This is a genomic window from Microbacterium psychrotolerans, assembly GCF_031085295.1.
GTDB classification, from domain to species: domain Bacteria; phylum Actinomycetota; class Actinomycetes; order Actinomycetales; family Microbacteriaceae; genus Microbacterium; species Microbacterium psychrotolerans.
Window position 1 is genome coordinate 82,270 of the sequence record NZ_JAVFWO010000003.1, and the last position, 20,012, is coordinate 102,281.

Genomic DNA, 20,012 nt, shown 5'->3' on the forward strand with positions numbered 1-20,012 from the left:
AGACACGACGCAGGCGATCGTTCGGGCGACCCGACGCACATCAGAATCCGAACGGGTGACGCGCGGCGAGATCGGAACGGAGCGGGTATACAGGAGGCATGTCCGTGCGCACCCCTGACCCCGAACCTGCGGGCGACGAGCCGTTCGGCCCGCCGGCGGGGAACATGTCCAATCCGGCCTGGCTGAGCGACATCGAACTGGAGGAGGCGCGCCGCCGGCTGCCGATGCTCTACGTCGAGGGCGTGCCGGTGCGCACCGACGGCATGGGGCAGGTCACCCAGGTCGGCATCCTGCTGCGGGCGACACCGGTGGGTGAGATCTCGCGCACGATCGTCTCGGGCCGCGTCCGCTACGGCGAGACGATCCGCGACGCCCTCTTCCGCCACCTCGAGAACGACCTGGGCCCGATGGCGTTCCCGATGCTCCCGCCGCAGCCGACGCCGTTCACCGTGGCCGAGTACTTCCCTCTCCCCGGCGTGAGCGCGTACCACGACGACCGCCAGCACGCGGTGTCGCTCGCGTTCGTCGTGCCGGTGACCGGTACCTGCGAGCCCCGTCAGGACGCGCTCGAGGTGACCTGGCTGACTCCGGAGGAAGCGGCATCCGACGCCCTCTCGGCTGAGATGGAAGGCGGCCGGGGGACTCTCGTGCGCATGGCTCTCGCGAGCGTGGGCGCGCTGCGCTGACCGATCGGCGCCGACCGCCGGATCTCTTCGCGAACCGTCTGCATCGCCCCTAGGCTCGCAGGGTGACCCTCGAGCCCCTGCCCTTTCCGTCCGACGCCGCCGGATGGGCGGCCTTCGCCGATGAGCGCCCCGCCGCCCGGATCGCCCAGGTCCACGACATCGACGACCGGCTGAGATCCGAGCCGTCGCTGACGACCGTCGAGCGTCTGGAGCTGTGGAACGACGCCGACATCGCGCTCAGCGAGGCGCTCAGCGAGGCCTACGTGCTCAGCGAGGCGCACCCCGACCAGGCGGTGCGCGAGCGCGCCGAGGCGCAGGTGCAGACGGTGGAGTCGCTGTCGGCGGCCCGGCTGCTCGACCGTGATCTCTGGAAGGCCTTCGCCGATGCGCAGGCGACGGCGCTCGATGACGATCAGGCGCGGCTGCTCGCCCACCTGCTGCGCGACTTCCGGCGCGGCGGCGTGGAGCTCGACGATGCCGACCGCGAGCGCGCCCGGCAGCTCGCGGACCGCGACACCGAGCTGTCGCTGGCGTTCTCACGGAACATCCGCGACGGGCGTCGCGAGATCGCCGTCCCTGCGGACGGGCTCGCGGGAATGCCGCAGGACTTCATCGACTCACACCCCGCCGACGAGCACGGGCGGGTGACGCTGTCGACCGACTACCCCGACCTCATGCCGGTCCGCGACTACGCCCGCGACCGTGCGACGCGGATCGCGCTGGTGAGCGCCTACAACGACCTCGCGTGGCCCGAGAACGACGCGATCCTGGCCGAACTGCTCGACGTCCGCGCCGAGCGCGCCCGGCTGCTCGGCTACCCCGACTGGGCCGACTACGAGACCGAGACCCGCATGATCGGGTCCGGTGCGGCGATCCCCGCGTTCCTGTCGCGGCTCGACGAGGCGTCGCGCTCGGCGGCGGAGGCGGAGTACCCGCAGCTGCTCGAGCGGCTGCGGCGCGATGTCCCCGACGCCGAGGTCGTGACCATCGCCGACTTCTGGTACCTGCTGGGAGCGATCAAGCGCGAGCAGTACGACGTGGACGCCCAGCTGGTGCGCTCGTACTTCCCGTTCGAGCGGGTCGTGGCGGGGGTGCTCGACGTCACCGGCCGCCTGCTCGACGTCCAGTACGTGCCGGTGGAGGCGCACGCCTGGCACGAGGACGTGCAGTCGTTCGACGTGATGCGGGGCGATGAGCGACTGGGACGCATCCACCTCGACCTCCACCCGCGCGAGGGCAAGTTCAGCCACGCGGCCTGCTTCCCGCTGGCACCGGGCGTCGCGGGCCGGGTGCTTCCCGAGGCCGCGCTGCTGTGCAACTTCTCCCGCGGCCTCCTCGAGCACGACGAGGTGGTGACCTTCTTCCACGAGTTCGGTCACCTGGTGCACGACATCCTCGGCGGCCGCCAGCGATTCGCGCGATTCAGCGGAGTGGCGACGGAATGGGACTTCGTCGAGGCGCCCAGCCAGCTGCTGGAGGAATGGGCTTGGGATGCCGGAGTGCTCGCCTCGTTCAGCGCCGACGCGCAGGGCGAACCCATCCCCGCCGATCTCGTGGAGCGGATGCGCACCGCCGACGCCTTCGGACGCGCGCTCGAGGTGCGCCGGCAGCTCGGACACGCGAACGTGTCGTACCACCTGCACGTTGATCGGCCGGCCGATCTGCAGGCGGAGACCGAGCGCCTCTACGCCGACGCCAGCCCGGTCCAGCCGCTGCCGGGACTCCACTCCTACGCGGGGTTCGGGCACCTCACCGGCTACGGCGCGTGCTACTACACGTACCAGTGGAGCCTCGTGATCGCGCGCGATCTGCTGAGCGGCTTCGCCGGTGGACTGATGGATGCCGAGGCCGCGCGCCGCTACCGCTCCGAGGTGCTCGAGCGGGGCGGATCGCGCGATGCGAACGACCTCGTCGAGGCGTTCCTCGGCCGCCCGTCGTCGTTCGAGGCATACCGGGACTGGCTCGCCGGCGCCTGACGTTTCGCCAACACCGCCGGGCGTTGTAGGGTTCACCTACCCTGATACGCAGTCACCTGCGACACAACCCCCCGGTGTCGTCGAGGACGGTGCGGCCACCGCTGCTCGCGCGCGAGGCGACACGTTCGCCGGCGCTGTGGGCCCGGACGCACGCCTCCGCCGAGAGCACTCGCCGACACAGCAAGCCAGAAGCGGAGACACACCGATGTCCGACCACGCCGTGAACGCCGGTACTCCGGGCCAAGACGACCCGACCCCGTTCGACAACCTCCTCGGCGGCGGCGGCGGCGGCGGCGGCGACGCGGCGACGACCTCGTTCGGGTCGGGCTTCACGACGACATTCCGCGGGTACGACAAGGAAGAGGTCGACGCCGCGATCGCCGGGCTCGACGCGCGCGTGCGCGCGGCGCACGACGAGGTGGCGCAGCTGAAGCAGCACCAGCGTCGTGCGGGTGCCGCGGTCGCGCAGAGCCGCGCGAAGGCGGAGCGACTGGAGGCGGAGCTCCAGGCTGCCGCGGAGAAGCGCCAGGCCGAGATCGACGCCGCCATCGCGGCTCGCCGCGCGGAGCTGGATGCCGCGCTGCAAGCCAAGCAGGACGAGATCGAGCGGCTCGAGGCGGCGCTCGAAGAGGCCGAGGAGGGCCGCCGGGCGGAGCTCGCGCGGGTCGCGGCCGAGGCTTCCGCCGCCCGCGACGAGGAAGGCGACGTCGTCCAGCAGCTGCGGGGCGAGATCGAACTCGCGAACGCGAAGCTCGCTGACGCCGAGCAGCGGGTGCAGGCACTGAGCGACGAGCTCGTCGGCGCGACGACCGAGTCGCCGAACCGCCAGCAGTTCGAGGAGGTGCTGCGGGTCGCCGAGGACCAGGCGAGCCTCCTGATCCGCAACGCGAGCGTCCAAGGCGATCGTCTGCTCGAGGCGGCCCGCGAAGAGATCGCGAACCGGCGTTCCTCGGCGCTGGCCGAGGCGGAGGCCATCCTCTCGCAGGCCCAGCACGAGGCCCAGCAGGTGCGCCTCAAGATCGACACCGAGCTGACTGCGCATGAAGCACGCATCGAGCGCGAGGCGGCGCACGCCGCCGAGAAGGTGTCGCAGGCCGAGCGCGAGGCCGCGGCCATCCGCTCCGAGGCGGAGAAGGGGGCAGCCGTGCTGCGCTCTTCCGTCGCGCGCGAGACGGCACGCGATCGGTCCGACGCCGAGGAGGCGGTGCGCGAGCTGCGCCTGCGGGCACTCGAGTTCGAGGCGTCCCTCACCCGTCGCCAGGACGACGCGCACCAGGAGTTCCTCGTGCTGCACAACCAGGCCGTCGCCCACGCCGAGCGCATCACGCAGGACGCGAACGATCAGGTCGCAGCGTCGCTCGATCACGCGCAGCGCGTGTCGGTCAAGGCCGAGGACTTCGAGCGGCTGATGCGCGCGCAGTCGCAGCAGATCGAGGCCGATGCGCAGCTGCGCGCACGCGAGCACCTCGAGCGGGCGCACGTGAAGGCCGAGCGCATCATCGATCTGGTGACCACTCACTCGCAGGCGGTGCTGCGCGACGCCGAGGACCGCACGCGTCAGCTGCGCTGGCAGCAGCACCAGCTGATGAGCTTCATGGCCGAGGTGAAGGAGCTCATCCGCCCCGAGACGTCCGTCACGCCGGCAGTCGCCGCCGACCATGACGCCGGGATCGCGGACGTCGATCGGGAGCAGTCGGATGCCGAGTCCGGCGAAGCCGTCGATGTCGGGCCCGCCGAGGCCGAGGCCCTCACGCTCGAGCCTGAGGGGTTCGAGCCCGCGGAAGCGGAGGACGCCGCGACCGGTGGCGGCGAGCAGCCCGAGCGCGCCGACGAGTCGGATTCCCGCAGCTCCGAAGAGGAGTGACGCGCCCGCCCACGCCGTCGCACGCCGAGAGCAGAGGCCCCGAGTTCTTCCCAGGGTTCGGGGCCTCTCGGTGTCGACGCGACCGGGGCGCCGACCCGGCGTCTCGACTAGACGGCGGAGGTCTCGCGGGCGATCGCGGCGAGGAAGGCGTCGATGTCGTTCTCGGAGGTGTCGAAGCTGCACATCCAGCGCACCTCGTTCTTCGCGGCATCCCAGTCGTAGAACTTGAAGGACGCGCGGAGGCGGTCCGCGACGCCGTCGGGCAGGGTGGCGAAGACGCCGTTCGCCTGGGTCGGCTGCGTGAACGCGACCCCGCGGATGGAGCCGTCGGCCAGGCCCGTCTCGATGCCCGCGCGCAGGCGCTGCGCCATCGCGTTGGAGTGCGACGCGTTGCGCAGCCACAGGTCGCCCTCGAGCAGGGCGAGCAGCTGCGCCGACACGAAGCGCATCTTCGACGCCAGCTGCATGTCGAGCTTGCGCAGGAACTTCAGGCCCTCGGATGCCTCAGTGTTCAGCACCACGATCGCCTCGCCGAGCATCGCGCCGTTCTTGGTGCCGCCGAAGCTGAGCACGTCGACGCCCGCGTCGCGGGTGAACGCCCGGAACGGCACGCCGAGCGACGCGGCGGCGTTCGAGATGCGCGAGCCGTCCATGTGCACGCGCATGCCCAGGCTGTGCGCGTGGTCGGCGATGGCGGTGATCTCGTCGACCGTGTACAGCGTGCCGAGCTCGGTGGACTGCGTGATCGACACGGCCAGCGGCTGCGCACGGTGCTCGTCGCCCCAGCCCCACGCTTCGCGGTCGATGAGCTCGGGCGTGAGCTTGCCGTCGTCGGTGGGCACGGTCAGCAGCTTGATGCCGGCCACGCGCTCGGGGGCGCCGCCCTCGTCGACGTTGATGTGCGCGGTGCCTGCCGTGACGACGGCGCCCCAGCGGGGGAGCATCGACTGCAGCCCGACGACGTTCGCACCGGTGCCGTTGAACACCGGGAACGCCTCGACGCCCTCGCCGAAGTGGCCGGCCATGACCTCCTGCAGGCGTGCCGTGTAGACGTCGTCGCCGTAGGAGACCTGGTGGCCGTCGTTGGCGGCGGCGATCGCGGCCAGCACCTCGGGGTGGATGCCCGAGTAGTTGTCCGAGGCGAAGCCCCGCAGGTTCGGGTCGTGGATCGTGGTCACGGGTGTCCAATCTAGTTCGCGCTGCGATCCGGCTCCGCCGGGGATCGTCAGAGCGAAGGGTCGGTGAGTTCGACAATCGTGTCGTTCGTCTCGGCAGCGGGCGTCGCCCAGAGGTCCGCGAAACGCTGCGCGAGCGCCTCCTCGAGACCGTCGAGGCTCTTGGTGCGGAAGATGACGGATGCCGCGGCCAGCGGCTGCCCGGAATCCTTCGCGGCCTTCGCGAACCCCTGTGCGACGGCTCGCGCCCAGGCCTCGCTCGCGGACTTGACGGCGGCGTAGTTGGCGCCGCCGGCGAGCGGGCGGTTGACGGCGAGCGACGAGACGATGGCGGTGCGCGCCGACGAGGACGCGCGCAGGTCGGCGTCGAACGCGCGGCTGACGTGACGGAGCGCCGTGAAGGAGCGCTCGAGGAAGCGGTAGTCCTCCTCGGTCTGGCCTGCGAGGCCGCCGCCGCCGCGCCATCCGCCGACGAGGTGGAGCACTCCGTCGACGGGGCCGTCGGCGGCGTGCACGCGCTCGGCGAGGGCAGCGACGTCCGTTTCATCGGTCAGGTCGCACACCTCGGCGCGCAGGCTTCCGGCCGAGCCCACATCGGCGACCCCGGCATCCGCTCCGACGGAGTCCACGAGATCGTTCAGCTTCTCGGGATCCCGTCCGACCGCGATGACCCGCGCCCCCGCTGCCACCAGTTCGCGGGTCGCCGCGAGACCGGACGCGCTCGTCGCACCGGCGATGATGACAAGGCTGCCTGCAACGCTCATGCTCCTACCCTTCCACGTCGAGAACCCGCGGTCTCGGCGAACGACCACGTTCCCGCCAGGCCGGTGCAAGCCCAGCGGGAACGGTGCAGGCGCTCAGGAGTCGCGGCCGGTGATGCCGGCGGTCGACTCGATGACCGGCTTCATCTTCTTGTCGAGCGCCTCGAAGAACATCGACAGCGGGAACTCGTCGTCCATGACCGCGTCGGTGTAGCCTTTGGGCGCTCCGGCGAGGATCTCGTCGGGGAGTCCGCGTGCCCAGCGCGACGCCGGGTGGGGCGTCAGCGTGGTCCGCACGAGGTCGTAGGCCGCGAGCCAGTGCGCGGTCTTGGGCCGGTCGATCGAGCGCCAGTAGAGCTCGTCGATCGCCTCGCCGAGTGCCACGACGGCGGCGGGCACGTTCTCCCAGTCGAACGTCAGCGCCGTGTCGGTCCAGTGCAGCACGTCGCGCTGGTGCAGCCACGCGAACAGCAGCTGACCGCCGAGCCCGTCGTAGTTGCGCACGCGCGACCCGGTGATCGCGAAGCGGAAGATCCGGTCGAAGATCACGGCGTACTGCACGAGCTTCGCGTGCTCGAGCATCTCGACCTCGGCGGGGTCGAGCGGTTCGACCGGTTCACCGGCCGCGACAGCGGCGACCCGCTCCGACAGCCGGCGCTCGATCGCGACGCACTCGCGGAAGGCGGTGAGGTCGCATCGCAGTTCCTCGAGCGAGTACAGGAAGTACGGCATCCGCTGCTTGATCATGAAGGGATCGAACGGCAGGTCCCCCCGCATGTGCGTGCGGTCGTGGATGATGTCCCACATCACGAACGTCTTCTCGGTGAGCGCCTGGTCGTCGAGCATGCGCGCGGCATCCGCCGGCAGGTCGAGCTTCGTGATCTCAGCGGCGGCGCGCACGACGCGTCGGTAACGCGCCGCCTCGCGGTCCTGGAAGATCGCGCCCCACGTGAATCGCGGAATCTCGCGCATCGCCACGGTCTCGGGGAAGAGCACGGCGCTGTTGGTGTCGTACCCGGGCGTGAAGTCGAGGAACCGCAGCGACACGAACAGCTTGTTGCCGTAGTCGCCGCCCTCGAGCCGCGCGATGAACTCGGGCCAGATCACCTCCACGAGCACGGCCTCGACGCGACGGTCGCTCGAGCCGTTCTGCGTGTACATCGGGAAGACGACGAGATGACGGATGCCGTCGGCCCGGTCCTGCTGCGGCTGGAACGCCTGCAGCGAATCCAGGAAGTCCGGGATGCCGAAGCCCTCGTCCGCCCAGCGCTCGAAGTCGCGCACCGACGCGGCGAGGTACTCGGCGTCATGCGGGAACGCGGGAGCGAGAGCGCGGATGCCCCCGACGATCCCGGCGACGTGGGCGCGGGCGTCGACGTGCGCGGCGGCATCCGGAACGGAGCCGTCCTGCGCCTGCAGGGCCTGGATCGCGGTCGCCGCGTCCTTGAGCCGCCGCCAGGCGTCGCTGGTCTCGGCGCGCCGGGGGTCCTCGACGACCTCGGGTTCGCCGACGATGACCTGCGTGGTGCGGGCGTGGATGGACATGTGAACCTCCGATCTTCGAGTCGAGGATGATCTCGCACCGAGTCTACGGGATATGTTCCGGTGATATGAACCTTCGACAGGAAGACTTCCTGTCGCCGAAGCACGCCGCTGGTAGTCTCGGGGCATGAGCGATGACGGCCCCGGACGCCTCGACGACGACATCGATGCAGGGATCGTGCGCGAGGTGTCACGCAACGCGCGTGCGACGCTGGCCGAGCTCTCCGCGGCCGTCGGGCTCTCCGTCTCTGCCGTGCAGACACGGCTGCGCCGGCTCGAGGCTCGTGGCGTCATCACGGGCTATCGCGCCCTCGTCGACGCCGAAGCCGTCGGCAAGCCGCTCGCCGCCTTCGTCGAGATCACGCCGCTCGACCCCGGGCAGCCCGACAACGCGCCCGAGCTCCTCGAGCACCTGTCCGAGATCGAGGCGTGCCACTCGATCGCCGGCGACGCGAGCTACATGCTGCTGGTGCGGGTCGCCTCGCCGCGGCACCTGGAGACGCTCATCCGCGACATCCGCTCCGCCGCGTCTGTCAACACGCGCACCACGGTCGTGCTGCAGACGTTCTACGAGAACAGGCCGGTCTTCCCCGCCTGACTCCGCGGGTAGCCTCAGGAGCATGCCCTCGTCATCCGAGCTGCCCGCATTCGCCGACGGCCGGGGAGTCTTCATCGTGCGCAACGCCGCCTCCGGCACCGCCGTGGTCCGAGCGGACCCCGCCGCGACCTTCTCCGCGCGACTGCCCGAGGCCACGATCCACGAGCTCGCCCCCGACGAGGACCTCGCCGAGGTGATCGCCGGTGCGATGCGATCGGAGGAACCACCCGCTGTCCTCGGCGTCTACGGGGGCGACGGCTCGGTGTCGCGCATGGCGGCGCTCGCGCGGGAGCACGGGCGCCCGCTCCTGGTGATGCCAGGCGGCACCTTCAACCACTTCGCGCGCTCGGCGGGGCTCGACGACGTGGACACGGCCATCGACGCGCTCCAGAGCGGCACCACGATCGAGGTGAGCGCGATCGAGGCGCGGGCGGACGACGGGGAGCCGATCCTGGCGCTCAACGCGGTGTCGGTGGGCACGTACCCCGAGCTCATCGACGAACGCGATCGGCGCCGGGCGTCCCTCGGCAAATGGCTGGGCGGGATCGTCGCCGCGTGGCGGACACTCAGGACCGCCGAGTCGCTGACGATCGTGCGCGACGGCCGGCGAGCGCGTGTGTGGTCGGTGTTCGTCGGCATCGGACGCAATGATCCCCAGCGCGTCGCGACGATGCAGCGCGAGACCCTCGTCGAGCCGACGCTCGACGTCCGCATCCACCACGCGCGCGGCTCACGCGTGCGCGCGATGGCGTCGCTCGCCTTCGGGCGGCGCACCGCCGCCGTGCTGCGAGCCGTCCGGCTCATGCCGCCCCGCTCCGACGTCGAGCGCCTCGTCGTGGCGGAGTTCGCGATGACGGTGCGGCTCGAGGAGGGGCATCCGTCGGTCTTCGTCCACGACGGCGAGCTCGAAGAGCAGGCGCCCGCCGGCTTCACGCTGCGCTGCGTCGCCATCCCCCGCGCGGTGGAGGTCTTCGCGGCTCCCTCAGGAACCACGAGAAGGTAGATCTCCGCACACGCCGCGTGCGGAGACCTACGCTCTCGCGATTCTCAGTCGTGCTGCGGGAAGCCCAGGTTGATCCCGCCGTGGGAGGGATCGAGCCAGCGGGAGGTGACGGCCTTCTCGGCGGTGAAGAACTCGAACGCGTGCGGCCCGTACGCCTTCGTGTCCCCGAAGTGCGACGCCTTCCAGCCTCCGAACGAGTGATACGCGACGGGCACGGGGATGGGCACGTTGATGCCGATCATGCCCACGGTCGCCTCGTGCTGGAAGCGGCGTGCCGCGCCGCCGTCGTTGGTGAAGATGGCGGTGCCGTTGCCGTACGGACTGGAGTTGATGATGTCGAGGCCGTCTTCGTAGCCCTCGACCCGCACGACGGACAGCACGGGTCCGAACACCTCGTCGGCATACACCGACGAGGTCGTCGGCACGTTGTCGATGAGGGTCGGGCCGAGCCAGAATCCGTTCGGGTCGCCGTCGATGTCGACGTCGCGACCGTCGACGACCACCGAGGCCCCGTCGGAGGCGGCCACGTCGATGTACGAGGTGACCTTGTCACGGTGCTGCCCGGTGATCAGCGGGCCCATGTCGCACCCGCGCATCCCGTCCCCGGTGCGCAGCGTCTTCATCCGCTCCGACACCTTGGCCACGAACTCGTCGGCCACCGTGTCGACGGCCAGCACCACCGAGATCGCCATGCAGCGCTCGCCCGCCGAGCCGAAGCCCGCGTTCACGGCGGCATCAGCGGCGAGGTCGAGGTCGGCATCCGGCAGCACCAGCATGTGGTTCTTCGCACCGCCGAACGCCTGCACGCGCTTGCCGTGCGCCGTCGCGGTCTCGTAGACGTACTTGGCGATGGGCGTCGAGCCGACGAACGAGATCCCGCGCACGTCGGGGTGCTCGAGGAGCGCATCGACGGCCTCCTTGTCGCCGTGGACGACGTTGAAGACGCCCTCCGGCAGGCCGGCCTCCGTCAGCAGCGCGGCCATCCAGTTGGCGGCGGTCGGGTCCTTCTCGCTGGGCTTGAGCACCACCGCGTTGCCGGCGGCGAGCGCCACCGAGAAGAACCACAGCGGCACCATCGCCGGGAAGTTGAAGGGGCTGATGATGCCGACGACGCCCAGCGGCTGGCGGAGGGTGTACACGTCGATGCCGGTCGAGACGTTCTCGGAGTAGGCGCCTTTGGTGAGGTGCCCGACGCCGCACGCGAACTCGACGACCTCCATGCCGCGGGCGATCTCACCCAGTGCGTCCGAGAGCACCTTGCCGTGCTCGGCGGTGAGGATCTCGGCGAGCTCCTGCTTGCGCTGGTTCAGCAGCTCGCGGAAGTTGAACAGCACCGCCTGGCGCTTCGCGATCGACGCGTCCCGCCAGAGCGCCCACGCCGCCGACGCGGCGTCGACCGCTTCGCCCACGTCGGCGCGCGATGCGAACCGCACCTGCTTCTGCACGATGCCGAGTGCCGGGTTGAACACCTGTCCGGTGCGATCGGATGCCCCCGCCCAGGGGGCGCCGTTCACCCAGTGATCCAGGACAGTCGTGTCGGCATTCACCGTCTCGGTGTGCTCCATCGTGTCCGTCATTGTCGTGTTCCTCCTTTGGAATCCGCCTGAGCGTTTCGTGATCGCCCAGCAGTGCGGGATGCACGCGTCAGAAGAGGTCTTCCTCGACGCTCGTCAGGGCTTCATCGTAGATCGCGATCGCCTCCTGCACCTCCCCGTCGGTGACGACGCAGGGCGGCACGACGTGGATGCGATTGTCGGCGGCGAACGGCAGCAGGCCGCGCGAGGTGAGCTCCTTCTTGAGCCGGCCGATCACGTCGGCGCCCACCGGCTCGCGCGTCTCGCGGTCGGAGACGAGTTCCAGCGCCCAGAAGACGCCTTCGCCCCGTACCTCGCCGATGAGCGGATGCCGCTCGGCGAGGTCGCGGAGCCCCGGGCCGATCGCGTCGTCGCCCACGCGGCGCGCATTGTCGACGATGCCCTCGGACTCCATCGCGTCGATGGAGGCGACGATGGATGCCGCCGCCAGCGGGTGCCCGGAGTAGGTGAGACCGCCGGGGAAGACGCGGTCGTCGAACGTCGCCGAGATCGCGTCCGAGATGATCACGCCGCCCACCGGGACATAGCCGGAGTTCACGCCCTTCGCGAACGTGATGAGGTCGGGCACGACGTCGTACCCCTGGAACGCGAACCAGCGCCCGCTGCGGCCGAAGCCCGCCATGACCTCGTCGAGGATCAGCACGATGTCGTACTTGTCGGCCAGCGCCCGCACCCCGGCGAGGTAGCCGGGGGGCGGCAGCAGGATGCCGGCGGTGCCCGGGATGGACTCGAGCAGCAGCGCCGCGATGGTCGAGGGGCCCTCCGACTGGATGACGCGCTCGAGGTGGTGCAGCGCCCGCTCGGACTCCTCCTCGGGCGTCGTCGCCCAGAACTCGGAGCGGTACGGATACGGACCGAAGAAGTGCACGTGGCCGCGGGCGAACTGGTTCGGCATCCGTCGCCAGTCGCCGGTCGCGACGATCGCCGCCCCGGTGTTGCCGTGGTACGACCGATACGTCGACAGGACGGTGTCGCGACCGGTGTGCAGGCGGGCCATGCGGATCGCGTTCTCGATCGCGTCGGCGCCGCCGTTGGTGAAGAACACCTTGGCGAAGCCGTCGGGCGCCTTGCCGAGGATGCGCTGCGCCGCCCTGCCGCGGGCGAGGTTGGCGGTGGCGGGGCCGATCGTCGCGAGCTCCTCGGCCTGCGCGCGGATGGCCGCGACGACGGCGGGGTGCTGGTGCCCGATGTTGACGTTCACCAGCTGGCTCGAGAAGTCGAGCATGCGCCGACCTGCGTGATCCCACACCACCGTCCCGGAGCCGCCGGCGATGACGGGGAGGTCGAGCCCGGCCTGCGCCGACCAGGAGTGGAACACGTGCTCGCGGTCGAGGTCCTTCGCGAGGGCGTCGAGGTCTTCGGTCATGCGGCCACGCTTCCCGTTCTCCGTCGGCGGGTCAAGGGTCTGGCCCGGGGAGCTCCGGTCCCTGAGCGAGATCCCGGCCCTGAACGTGTCGAAGGGGGCGCTTCGACACGATCAGGGACCAGGTCGGCTACTGGCCGCCCTCGGTGAGGGTGACGTCGATCGGCGTGTACTCGCCGGCGACCTCGACGCCCTCGTCCTTCAGCTCGGCGAGCGCCTTCTCGATGTACTCGTTCGAGTAGGCCGAGTCGGCGGGCTCGGTGGTGATCAGCTCGAGGTCGTCCTGGTTCTTGGCCGACAGCGCTCCCGCCACGGTCTTGTCCCACGCGGCCTCGTCGACGAGTCCGAAGTCGGCGCCCGTCCAGATCAGCTTGTTGACCTCGTTCATCTGCCAGAGCTGGTGCACGGGTCCGACGGGGAACGCGGCCTCGGCGTTGGACGCGATGTCATAGACGATCGTCGCCGCCTCCTCGGGGTTGTCCCGGGCGTAGATCCAGCCCTTCGTCACGGCCTTCAGGAACCGGACAGCCGCGTCGGCGTACGCCGGGTCGTCCTCGAGGCGCTGCGTATCGGCCCAGATCGCGTCCTGCAGCATGGCGCCTTCGGTCTCCTCGTACGAGATGACGTCGAAGTCCTCGGGCTGGTAGAGCTCGCCCGTCTCCGGGTTCACCACCTCGAGGATCTGAGCCCACTCGTTGTACGTCATCGCCTGGGCGGCGTCGACATCGCGGTCGAGCAGGGCGTTCATCGAGAAGTCCTGCGTCGTGATCGAGACCGAGGTGGAGTCGAGGTCCTCCGCGGCCATCGCCGCGAAGATCTCCCACTCGTTGCCGAAGCCCCACGAGCCGATGCGCTTGCCTTCGAAGTCCGAGACGGACGTGATGCCGTCGCCCTTCCACGCCACCTGCAGGGTGCCCGACTTCTGGAATACCTGCGCGATGTCGGTGAGCTCGACGCCGGTCGCCTCCAGTGTGCCCAGCACCTTGGGAACCCAGGCGATCGCGAAGTCGACGTCGCCGGCGACGAGGGCGTCCTGCGGCACGATGTCGCCGCCCGAGGGCACGATCTCGACGTCGTCGAAGCCCTCCTCCTCGAAGTAGCCCTTCTCCTGGGCCACGTAATAGCCGGCGAACTGCGCCTGCGGCAGCCACTGCAGCTGCAGCTTGATCGAGCTGAGCGGTTCGAAATCCGCGTCGTCGCCGCTGTCGCCGGAGTCGCCGGAGCCTGAGCAGGCGGCGAGAGCCAGTGCCGCGATGGTCGCGACGGATGCCGCGGCCAGCCCACGTCGGAGACCTACGCTGCGTGAGTTGCTGTGTCTCATTGCGTTCCTTTCGTGTGGTGCGTCTTTTCTTGGTGGTCGAGCCTGTCGAGACCCGCCGGTCAGGCCGGCGACCGCCTCGTCGCCAGCCGCTCGAGCAGCGTGGTCACGAGGAAGAACACGAGGCCGATGATGATGCCGCCGAGCACGTACGCCCACGCGAGGGCGGCACGCCCCGATTTCGCGTAGGTCGCGATGGCGGTGCCGATGCCGTCGGCCGGCCCGCCGAAGTACTCGGCGACCAGCGCCGCGATCACGGCGAGCGAACTCGCGATGCGCAGGCCCGTCATCAGGTAGGGGAGTGCGGTCGGCAGGGTGAGCACGCGGAACGTCTGGAAGCCGGATGCCGCCGACGAGCGCAGCAGGTCGCGATGCACGGGCCGGGTCTGGCGGAGGCCGCGCAGGACGTTTACGAAGACCGGGATGAAGGCCGCGATCGTCGCCACCGCCTGCCGCCCGAACTGACTCGACGCCCCGAACATGGTGTTGAGGATCGGCGTGACCGCGACGATCGGGATGACCGCGAGCGCCGACACCAGCGGGGCGAGCATGCCGTCGACGGGTCGGGCCGCGGCGGCGAGTCCGGCGAACAGGAGCGCGAGGAGCGATCCGACCACGAGGCCGATCAGCGCGTTCGTGGCCGTGATCTTCATGTCGTCGAGGATGATCGGGAACCGGCGGACGAACTCCTCGGCGATCGCGATCGGGCTCGGCAGCATTCGCGGCGCGGTGCCGAGCACGTCGACCCAGAAGATCCAGACTGCGAGGATCAGGATGCCGACGACGATGGGCGCCACCCATCGCAGCCAGCCCGGAAGCTCGCGCTCGCCGGGACCGGGTCCCGGCGCCCGGCCCGTCGGCGGGGCGGGCAGCATGGTGGTGGCGGCATCCGTCATGATTCACCCGCCCTCACGACGGGCGAGCCGTGCAGGGCCTCGCGGACGGCGGTGACGCGGTCGAAGAACGCCGCCGACTCCCGCAGCGCCTCGTCGCGCTGTTCGCCGAGACCCGTCTCGATGACGTCGGTGATGCGGCCGGGGCGCGGGCTCATCACCACGACGCGGTCGGAGAGGAAGACTGCCTCCGGGATGGAGTGCGTGACGAACACCACGGCGGCCGAGGTCTCGGCGGCGATGCGGGTGAGCTCGGACTGAAGCCGCTCGCGGGTCATCTCGTCGAGCGCGCCGAACGGCTCGTCCATGAGCAGGAGCCTCGGCTGCGCGGCGAGTGCGCGCGCGATGGCGACGCGCTGCTGCATGCCGCCCGACAGCTGGTCGGGGTAGCGGTCGACGAAGTCCGAGAGACCGACCAGCTCGGCGAGTTCTGCGATGCGGGTCGACCGCTCCGCCTTGCTCGTGCCGTGCAGCTCGAGCGGCAGCCCGATGTTGGCGGCCACCGTGCGCCACGGCAGGAGACCTGCCTGCTGGAAGGCGATGCCGTAGTCCTGGTCGATGCGGGCGCGCTTGGCAGGCTTGCCGAAGATCTCGAGGGTGCCGCTGGTGGCCTGATCGAGGTCGGCGATCAGGCGCAGCAGCGTGGACTTGCCGCAGCCCGAGGGGCCGATGAGTGACACGAACTCGCCGGCGGCGACCTCGAGGTCGACCTCGGTGAGCGCGACCACCTCACCGGTCTTCGTCGGGAACACCTTTCCGACTCCTGCTGCGTGCACGGCAAGGTCCATCATGCGGTGGCCTCTCCTCTGCGGTAGTTGGCGAGTCCGAGGCCGATCAGGGCCACCGAGCCGGCGGCGATCAGGCCGAGGGCGATCGAGCCGAACGTCGGGCCCCACGGCGCGGCGGGGTCGCTCGAGGCCTGGCCGGCGAGCTGGATCAGCATGCGGCCGATCCCGCCGCGCATGCCGATGGACACCTCGGCGACGACGGCGCCGAGCACGGCGTTCGCGGCGGCGAGCCGGAGAGCGGGCAGCAGGTGCGGCACCGCGGCGGGCAGGCGCAGGCGCAGGAGCGTCGGCCAGTAGCCGGCGGCGTAGCTGTTCATCAGATCGAGATGGATGCGGTCGGGTGAGCCGAGGCCGCGGAGCACGCCGACGGCGACCGGGAAGAACGCGAGGTACGAGGCGATGACCGCGACCGACAGCCACTGCGGCCACGAGCCGCCGCCGCGGTCGATCTGGTTGCCGATCGCGTTGACGACCGGGGCGAAGGCGATGAGCGGCACGATCTGGCTGACCACGATCCAGGGGAGCAGGCCCCACTCCAGCAGGCGCCAGCGCTGCATGACGAGACCGAGCACCGCACCGACCGCGACGCCGATCAGCCAGCCGACCGCCGCGATGCCGAGCGTCACGAGCGCGGCGCCGGCGACCGAGACCCACAGCGGCGGGGTGTCGCCGCCGCTGGTCGGAGCGAACAGCCGGGCGACCATGTCCCACACGTGCGGCATGGCCCGGTCGTGGGTGCGCGGCAGGATCATGACCCCCGAGCCGGACTCGCCGGCCACCGCCCCGATCACGAATCCGTCGCTCGGGCCGAGGAACTTGTACAGCTCCCACAGCACCAGCACGGCGAGCACGCCGAGGGCGCCCCAGCCCGCGGCGATCCAGCCGCGCAGCTCGCCCTGCCTCCGCGCCGACCAGCCGATCGGTCTCATGCCGCAGTCCTCACTTCTTCGCGGCGACGTGGGTCTGGAGCGCGGGGATCACGGTCTCGCCGTACACGCGGAGGGTCTCCTCCTTGTTGTCGTGCTGCAGGTAGCCGGCGAACTGCGTGACGCCGAGCTCGCGCAGCTGCTCGAGCTTGGCGATGTGGTCGTCGGCGGTGCCGAGGATGCAGAAGCGCTCGACGATCTCGTCGGGCACGAAGTCGACGTGGTCGTTGTCGGCCTTGCCGTGGGTGTTGTAGTCGTAGCCCTGGCGGCCGGCGATGTAGTCGGTCAGCGCGTCGGGAACGGCCCCGTGCTCGCCGTACTTGGCGACGATGTCGGCGACGTGGTTGCCCACCATCCCGCCGAACCACCGGCACTGGTCGCGCATGTGCGCCCGGTCGTCGCCGATGTACATGGGCGCGGCCACGCAGAAGGCCAGCGACTCGGGGTCGCGCCCGGCGGCGGCCGCGGCCTCCTTCACCGTCTTGATCATCCAGGCGGCGATGTCGACGTCCGCGAGCTGCAGGATGAACCCGTCGCCGACCTCGCCGGTGAGCTTCAGCGCCAGCGGGCCGTACGCCGCCACCCAGACGTCGAGCTGCGACCCGCGGCTCCACGGGAACTGCAGGGTCGCGCCCTTGTACTCGACCGGGCGGGAGTTGGCGAGCTCCCGGATCACGTGGATCGACTCGCGCAGCTCGGCCATCATCACCGGCTTGCCGTTCGTGACGCGCACGGCCGAGTCACCGCGGCCGATGCCGCAGATCGTGCGGTTGCCGTACATCTCGTTGAGCGTGGCGAAGACGGACGCCGTGACCGTCCAGTCGCGTGTCGCGGGGTTGGTGACGAACGGTCCGACGGTGACGCGGTTGGTCTCGGCGAGGATCGCGGAGTGGATGACGTACGGCTCCTGCCACAGCAGGTGCGAGTCGAACGTCCACACGTGGCTGAACCCGTGCGCCTCGGCGAGCCGAGCGAGCTGCACGGTACGCGCAGCGGGCGGATTGGTCTGCAGAACGACTCCGAAGTCCATGGTTGCTCCTAGGTCAGCGACCGCGGACGGTCAGATGAGGTACTGCGAGAGGCCGCGCTTGAGGAAGCGGCCGTCGCCCTTGGAGCCGTGGTACTGCCCCCCGTCCACCACGACCTTGCCGCGGGAGATCACGGTGTCGACGTGCCCGTCGATCTCGAATCCCTCCCACGCCGAGTGGTCCATGTTCATGTGATGGGATGCCGCGGAGATGCGGGTGTGGCCGTTCGGGTCGTAGACCACGACGTCGCCGTCGGCGCCGGGCTGGATGACGCCCTTGCGGCCGTAGAGGCCGAACATGCGTGCGGGCGTGGTCGAGGTGAGCTCGACCCACCGCTCGAGCGTGATCTTGCCGGTGACGACGCCCTGGTACATGAGGTCCATGCGGTGCTCGACCGACCCGATGCCGTTGGGGATCGCGCGGAAGTCGTCGAGACCGAGGTCCTTCTGCCCCTTCATGCAGAACGGGCAGTGGTCGGTCGACACCATCTGGATGTCGTTGGTGCGCAGCGCCTGCCACATGTGGTGCTGGTGGCCGTCCCTGCTGCTGCGCAGCGGCGTGGAGCACACCCACTTGGCACCCTCGAACTGCCCCCACTCCTCGCTGAAGGCGCCGAGCTGCTCCTCGAGCGACAGGTAGAGGTACTGCGGGCAGGTCTCGCCGAACACGTTCCACCCCTGGTCGCGCGCCCACGCGAGCTGGTCTACCGCCTGCTTGGCGCTCACGTGCACGACGTACAGCGGAGCGCCGGTCAGGTTCGCCAGCATGATGGCCCGGTGGGTGGCCTCCTCCTCCATCTGCCAGGCGCGGGCGATGCCGTGGTAGTACGGCGCCTTCTTGCCGGCATCCGCCAGCTGAGCCGCCAGCACGTCGATCGCGGGGCCGTTCTCGGCGTGCATCATCGTGAGCAGGCCGGTCTCCTGCGAGACCTGCATCGCCTTCAGCACCTGCGCGTCGTCGGAGTAGAAGACGCCCGGATAGGCCATGAAGAGCTTGAAGCTCGAGATGCCCTCGTCGACGAGCCCGCGCATCGCGGCGAGCGAGTCGTCGTCGACGCCGCCGACGATCTGGTGGAAGCCGTAGTCGATCGCGCAGTTGCCGGCGGCCTTCTCGTGCCACGCGGCCAGGCCGTCCTGCACGCGCTCGCCATAGCGCTGCACGGCGAAGTCGATGATCGAGGTGGTGCCGCCCCAGGCGGCCGCCCGTGTGCCGGTCTCGAACGTGTCGGAGGCGTTGGTGCCGCCGAACGGCAGCTCCATGTGCGTGTGCGCGTCGATGCCGCCCGGGATCACGTACTTGCCGGTGGCGTCGATGACGGTGTCGACGGATGCCGCGACATCCGTCCCGAGAAGCTGCGAGCCCGGCGCCAGCACGGCGGCGATGGTCTCGCCGTCGATGAGCACGTCCGCTTCACCGCGCCCGGTCGCCGAGACGACGGTCCCGCCGGTGATGAGTGTGGTTGCCATGTCCTGCCCCCTACGGCTTCGCGATCCGGGTGTACGAGTCGGGACGGCGATCGCGGTAGAACTGCCAGTCGTCGCGCATCTCGCGCACCATGTCGAGGTCGAGGTCGCGCACGAGCAGCTCCTCGTGGTCGCCCGAGCCGCGCTCGCCGACGAAGTCGCCCCGCGGGTCGATCACCTGGCTCGTGCCGTAGAAGTCCACCGCGAGGTCGCCGTACTCGTTGTCCTCGCGGCCGACCCGGTTGGGCTGCAGCACGAAGTAGCCGTTGGCGACGGCCGCGGCGGGTCCTTCGACCTCCCACAGCCGGTTCGAGAGCCCGGGCTTCGTGGCGTTGGGGTTGAAGACCATGTGCGCGTCGGCGAGGCCGAGCTCGCGCCATCCCTCGGGGAAGTGGCGGTCGTAGCAGATGTACATGCCGACGCGCCCCACCGCGGTCTCGAAGACCGGGTAACCGAGGTTGCCGGGGCGGAAGTAGAACTTCTCCCAGAACCGGTCGAGGTGCGGCAGGTGATGCTTGCGGTAGGTGCCGAGGATCGTGCCGTCGGCGTCGACGAGCACCGCGGTGTTGTAGTACACCCCCGTCTCGGCCTCCTCGTAGATGGGGAGCACCATCACGAGCCCGAGCTCCTTGGCGACGGCGGCGAAGCGCTGCACGATGGGGCCGTCGACCGGCTCGGCGAAGCGGTAGTACTTCTTGTCCTGCGTGATCCCGAAGTAGGGGCCGTAGAACAGCTCCTGGAAGCACACCACCTGCGCGCCCTGGCTCGCGGCGTCCCGCGCGAACCCTTCGTGCTTGTCGAGCATCGACTCCTTGTCGCCCGTCCAGGTGGTCTGCGAAATCGCCGCGCGTACCGTCGTCATCGTCTCTCCGTTCGTGAACCGGCGGATGCCGTGTTCCTCGTCCCTCGGGTGGGACCAGCGGGCTCCGCTCCCGCGGCGGCCCTGCACCCCGATCCTGTCGACCCGACGTTTCCCGTCGGTTTCGGCCTGTGACGCGACAGTAAAGCCTCGCCCGGTGCGGCGCAATGGTTG

General features: G+C 70.2%; 17 protein-coding genes. 5 read left to right on the plus strand and 12 right to left on the minus strand.

All coding sequences use genetic code 11. The features are described from left to right. Positions 1-98: 98 nt before the first annotated feature. From Q9R08_RS09545 to Q9R08_RS09555, 3 genes are all read left to right on the plus strand, one after another. Positions 99-686 (plus strand): NUDIX hydrolase family protein, encoded by a 588-nt coding sequence (locus Q9R08_RS09545; RefSeq protein WP_308867775.1) that lies wholly within the window; start codon positions 99-101, stop codon positions 684-686. 62 nt (positions 687-748) lie between these two features. Next, positions 749-2,662: a M3 family metallopeptidase gene (locus Q9R08_RS09550; RefSeq protein ID WP_308867776.1), complete on the plus strand. Its 1,914-nt coding sequence runs from the start codon at positions 749-751 to the stop codon at positions 2,660-2,662. A gap of 205 nt (positions 2,663-2,867) precedes the next feature. Then, complete coding sequence (locus tag Q9R08_RS09555; protein ID WP_308867778.1) at positions 2,868-4,526, plus strand: coiled-coil domain-containing protein; 1,659 nt, start codon at positions 2,868-2,870, stop codon at positions 4,524-4,526. A 107-nt stretch (positions 4,527-4,633) separates the two neighbouring features. On the opposite strand, the gene Q9R08_RS09560 is transcribed toward Q9R08_RS09555, so the two are convergent. The 3 genes from Q9R08_RS09560 to Q9R08_RS09570 form a co-directional block, all read right to left on the minus strand. Next, positions 4,634-5,704 carry a threonine aldolase family protein gene (locus Q9R08_RS09560; RefSeq protein ID WP_308867780.1) on the minus strand — a complete coding sequence of 357 codons (1,071 nt, stop codon included), beginning with the start codon at positions 5,702-5,704 and terminating at the stop codon, positions 4,634-4,636. Positions 5,705-5,751: 47 nt separating this feature from the next. Next, on the minus strand, positions 5,752-6,465 hold the full coding sequence (locus tag Q9R08_RS09565; RefSeq protein ID WP_308867781.1) for an SDR family NAD(P)-dependent oxidoreductase: 714 nt from the start codon (positions 6,463-6,465) through the stop codon (positions 5,752-5,754). A 93-nt stretch (positions 6,466-6,558) separates the two neighbouring features. After that, positions 6,559-8,007, minus strand: a complete 1,449-nt coding sequence (locus tag Q9R08_RS09570) for a DUF6421 family protein (protein ID WP_308867782.1) — start codon at positions 8,005-8,007, stop codon at positions 6,559-6,561. 124 nt (positions 8,008-8,131) lie between these two features. Between Q9R08_RS09570 and Q9R08_RS09575 the strand changes: the two genes are divergently transcribed. Next, complete coding sequence (locus Q9R08_RS09575) at positions 8,132-8,602, plus strand: Lrp/AsnC family transcriptional regulator (RefSeq protein WP_308867783.1); 471 nt, start codon at positions 8,132-8,134, stop codon at positions 8,600-8,602. A gap of 22 nt (positions 8,603-8,624) precedes the next feature. Further along, complete coding sequence (locus tag Q9R08_RS09580) at positions 8,625-9,605, plus strand: diacylglycerol/lipid kinase family protein (RefSeq protein ID WP_308867784.1); 981 nt, start codon at positions 8,625-8,627, stop codon at positions 9,603-9,605. A gap of 44 nt (positions 9,606-9,649) precedes the next feature. Here Q9R08_RS09580 and Q9R08_RS09585 read toward each other — a convergent pair whose 3' ends face one another. The 9 genes from Q9R08_RS09585 to Q9R08_RS09625 form a co-directional block, all read right to left on the minus strand. After that, a complete protein-coding gene (locus Q9R08_RS09585) occupies positions 9,650-11,182 on the minus strand; it encodes a CoA-acylating methylmalonate-semialdehyde dehydrogenase (RefSeq protein WP_308867786.1) in 1,533 nt (510 codons plus the stop codon). 67 nt (positions 11,183-11,249) lie between these two features. Next, a complete protein-coding gene (locus tag Q9R08_RS09590) occupies positions 11,250-12,566 on the minus strand; it encodes an aspartate aminotransferase family protein (RefSeq protein WP_308867787.1) in 1,317 nt (438 codons plus the stop codon). Between the two features lie 127 nt (positions 12,567-12,693). Beyond that, on the minus strand, positions 12,694-13,884 hold the full coding sequence (locus tag Q9R08_RS09595; RefSeq protein ID WP_308867789.1) for an ABC transporter substrate-binding protein: 1,191 nt from the start codon (positions 13,882-13,884) through the stop codon (positions 12,694-12,696). 59 nt (positions 13,885-13,943) lie between these two features. After that, the gene (locus Q9R08_RS09600) at positions 13,944-14,777 is read right to left on the minus strand and encodes an ABC transporter permease (RefSeq protein ID WP_308867790.1); all 834 of its coding nucleotides are present in this window, start codon (positions 14,775-14,777) and stop codon (positions 13,944-13,946) included. Beyond that, a complete protein-coding gene (locus Q9R08_RS09605; protein ID WP_308867791.1) occupies positions 14,774-15,565 on the minus strand; it encodes an ABC transporter ATP-binding protein in 792 nt (263 codons plus the stop codon). The genes Q9R08_RS09600 and Q9R08_RS09605 overlap by 4 nt, the downstream gene beginning before the upstream one ends. Then, a complete protein-coding gene (locus tag Q9R08_RS09610) occupies positions 15,562-16,491 on the minus strand; it encodes an ABC transporter permease (protein ID WP_308867792.1) in 930 nt (309 codons plus the stop codon). Before Q9R08_RS09610 ends, Q9R08_RS09605 begins: the two co-directional genes overlap by 4 nt. Positions 16,492-16,501: 10 nt before the next feature. Continuing rightward, complete coding sequence (locus Q9R08_RS09615) at positions 16,502-17,518, minus strand: TIGR03842 family LLM class F420-dependent oxidoreductase (protein ID WP_308867793.1); 1,017 nt, start codon at positions 17,516-17,518, stop codon at positions 16,502-16,504. A gap of 30 nt (positions 17,519-17,548) precedes the next feature. Further along, positions 17,549-18,982: a dihydropyrimidinase gene (hydA, locus tag Q9R08_RS09620; protein WP_308867794.1), complete on the minus strand. Its 1,434-nt coding sequence runs from the start codon at positions 18,980-18,982 to the stop codon at positions 17,549-17,551. 10 nt (positions 18,983-18,992) lie between these two features. Then, positions 18,993-19,841 carry a nitrilase-related carbon-nitrogen hydrolase gene (locus Q9R08_RS09625; protein ID WP_308867795.1) on the minus strand — a complete coding sequence of 283 codons (849 nt, stop codon included), beginning with the start codon at positions 19,839-19,841 and terminating at the stop codon, positions 18,993-18,995. Positions 19,842-20,012 lie beyond the last annotated feature (171 nt).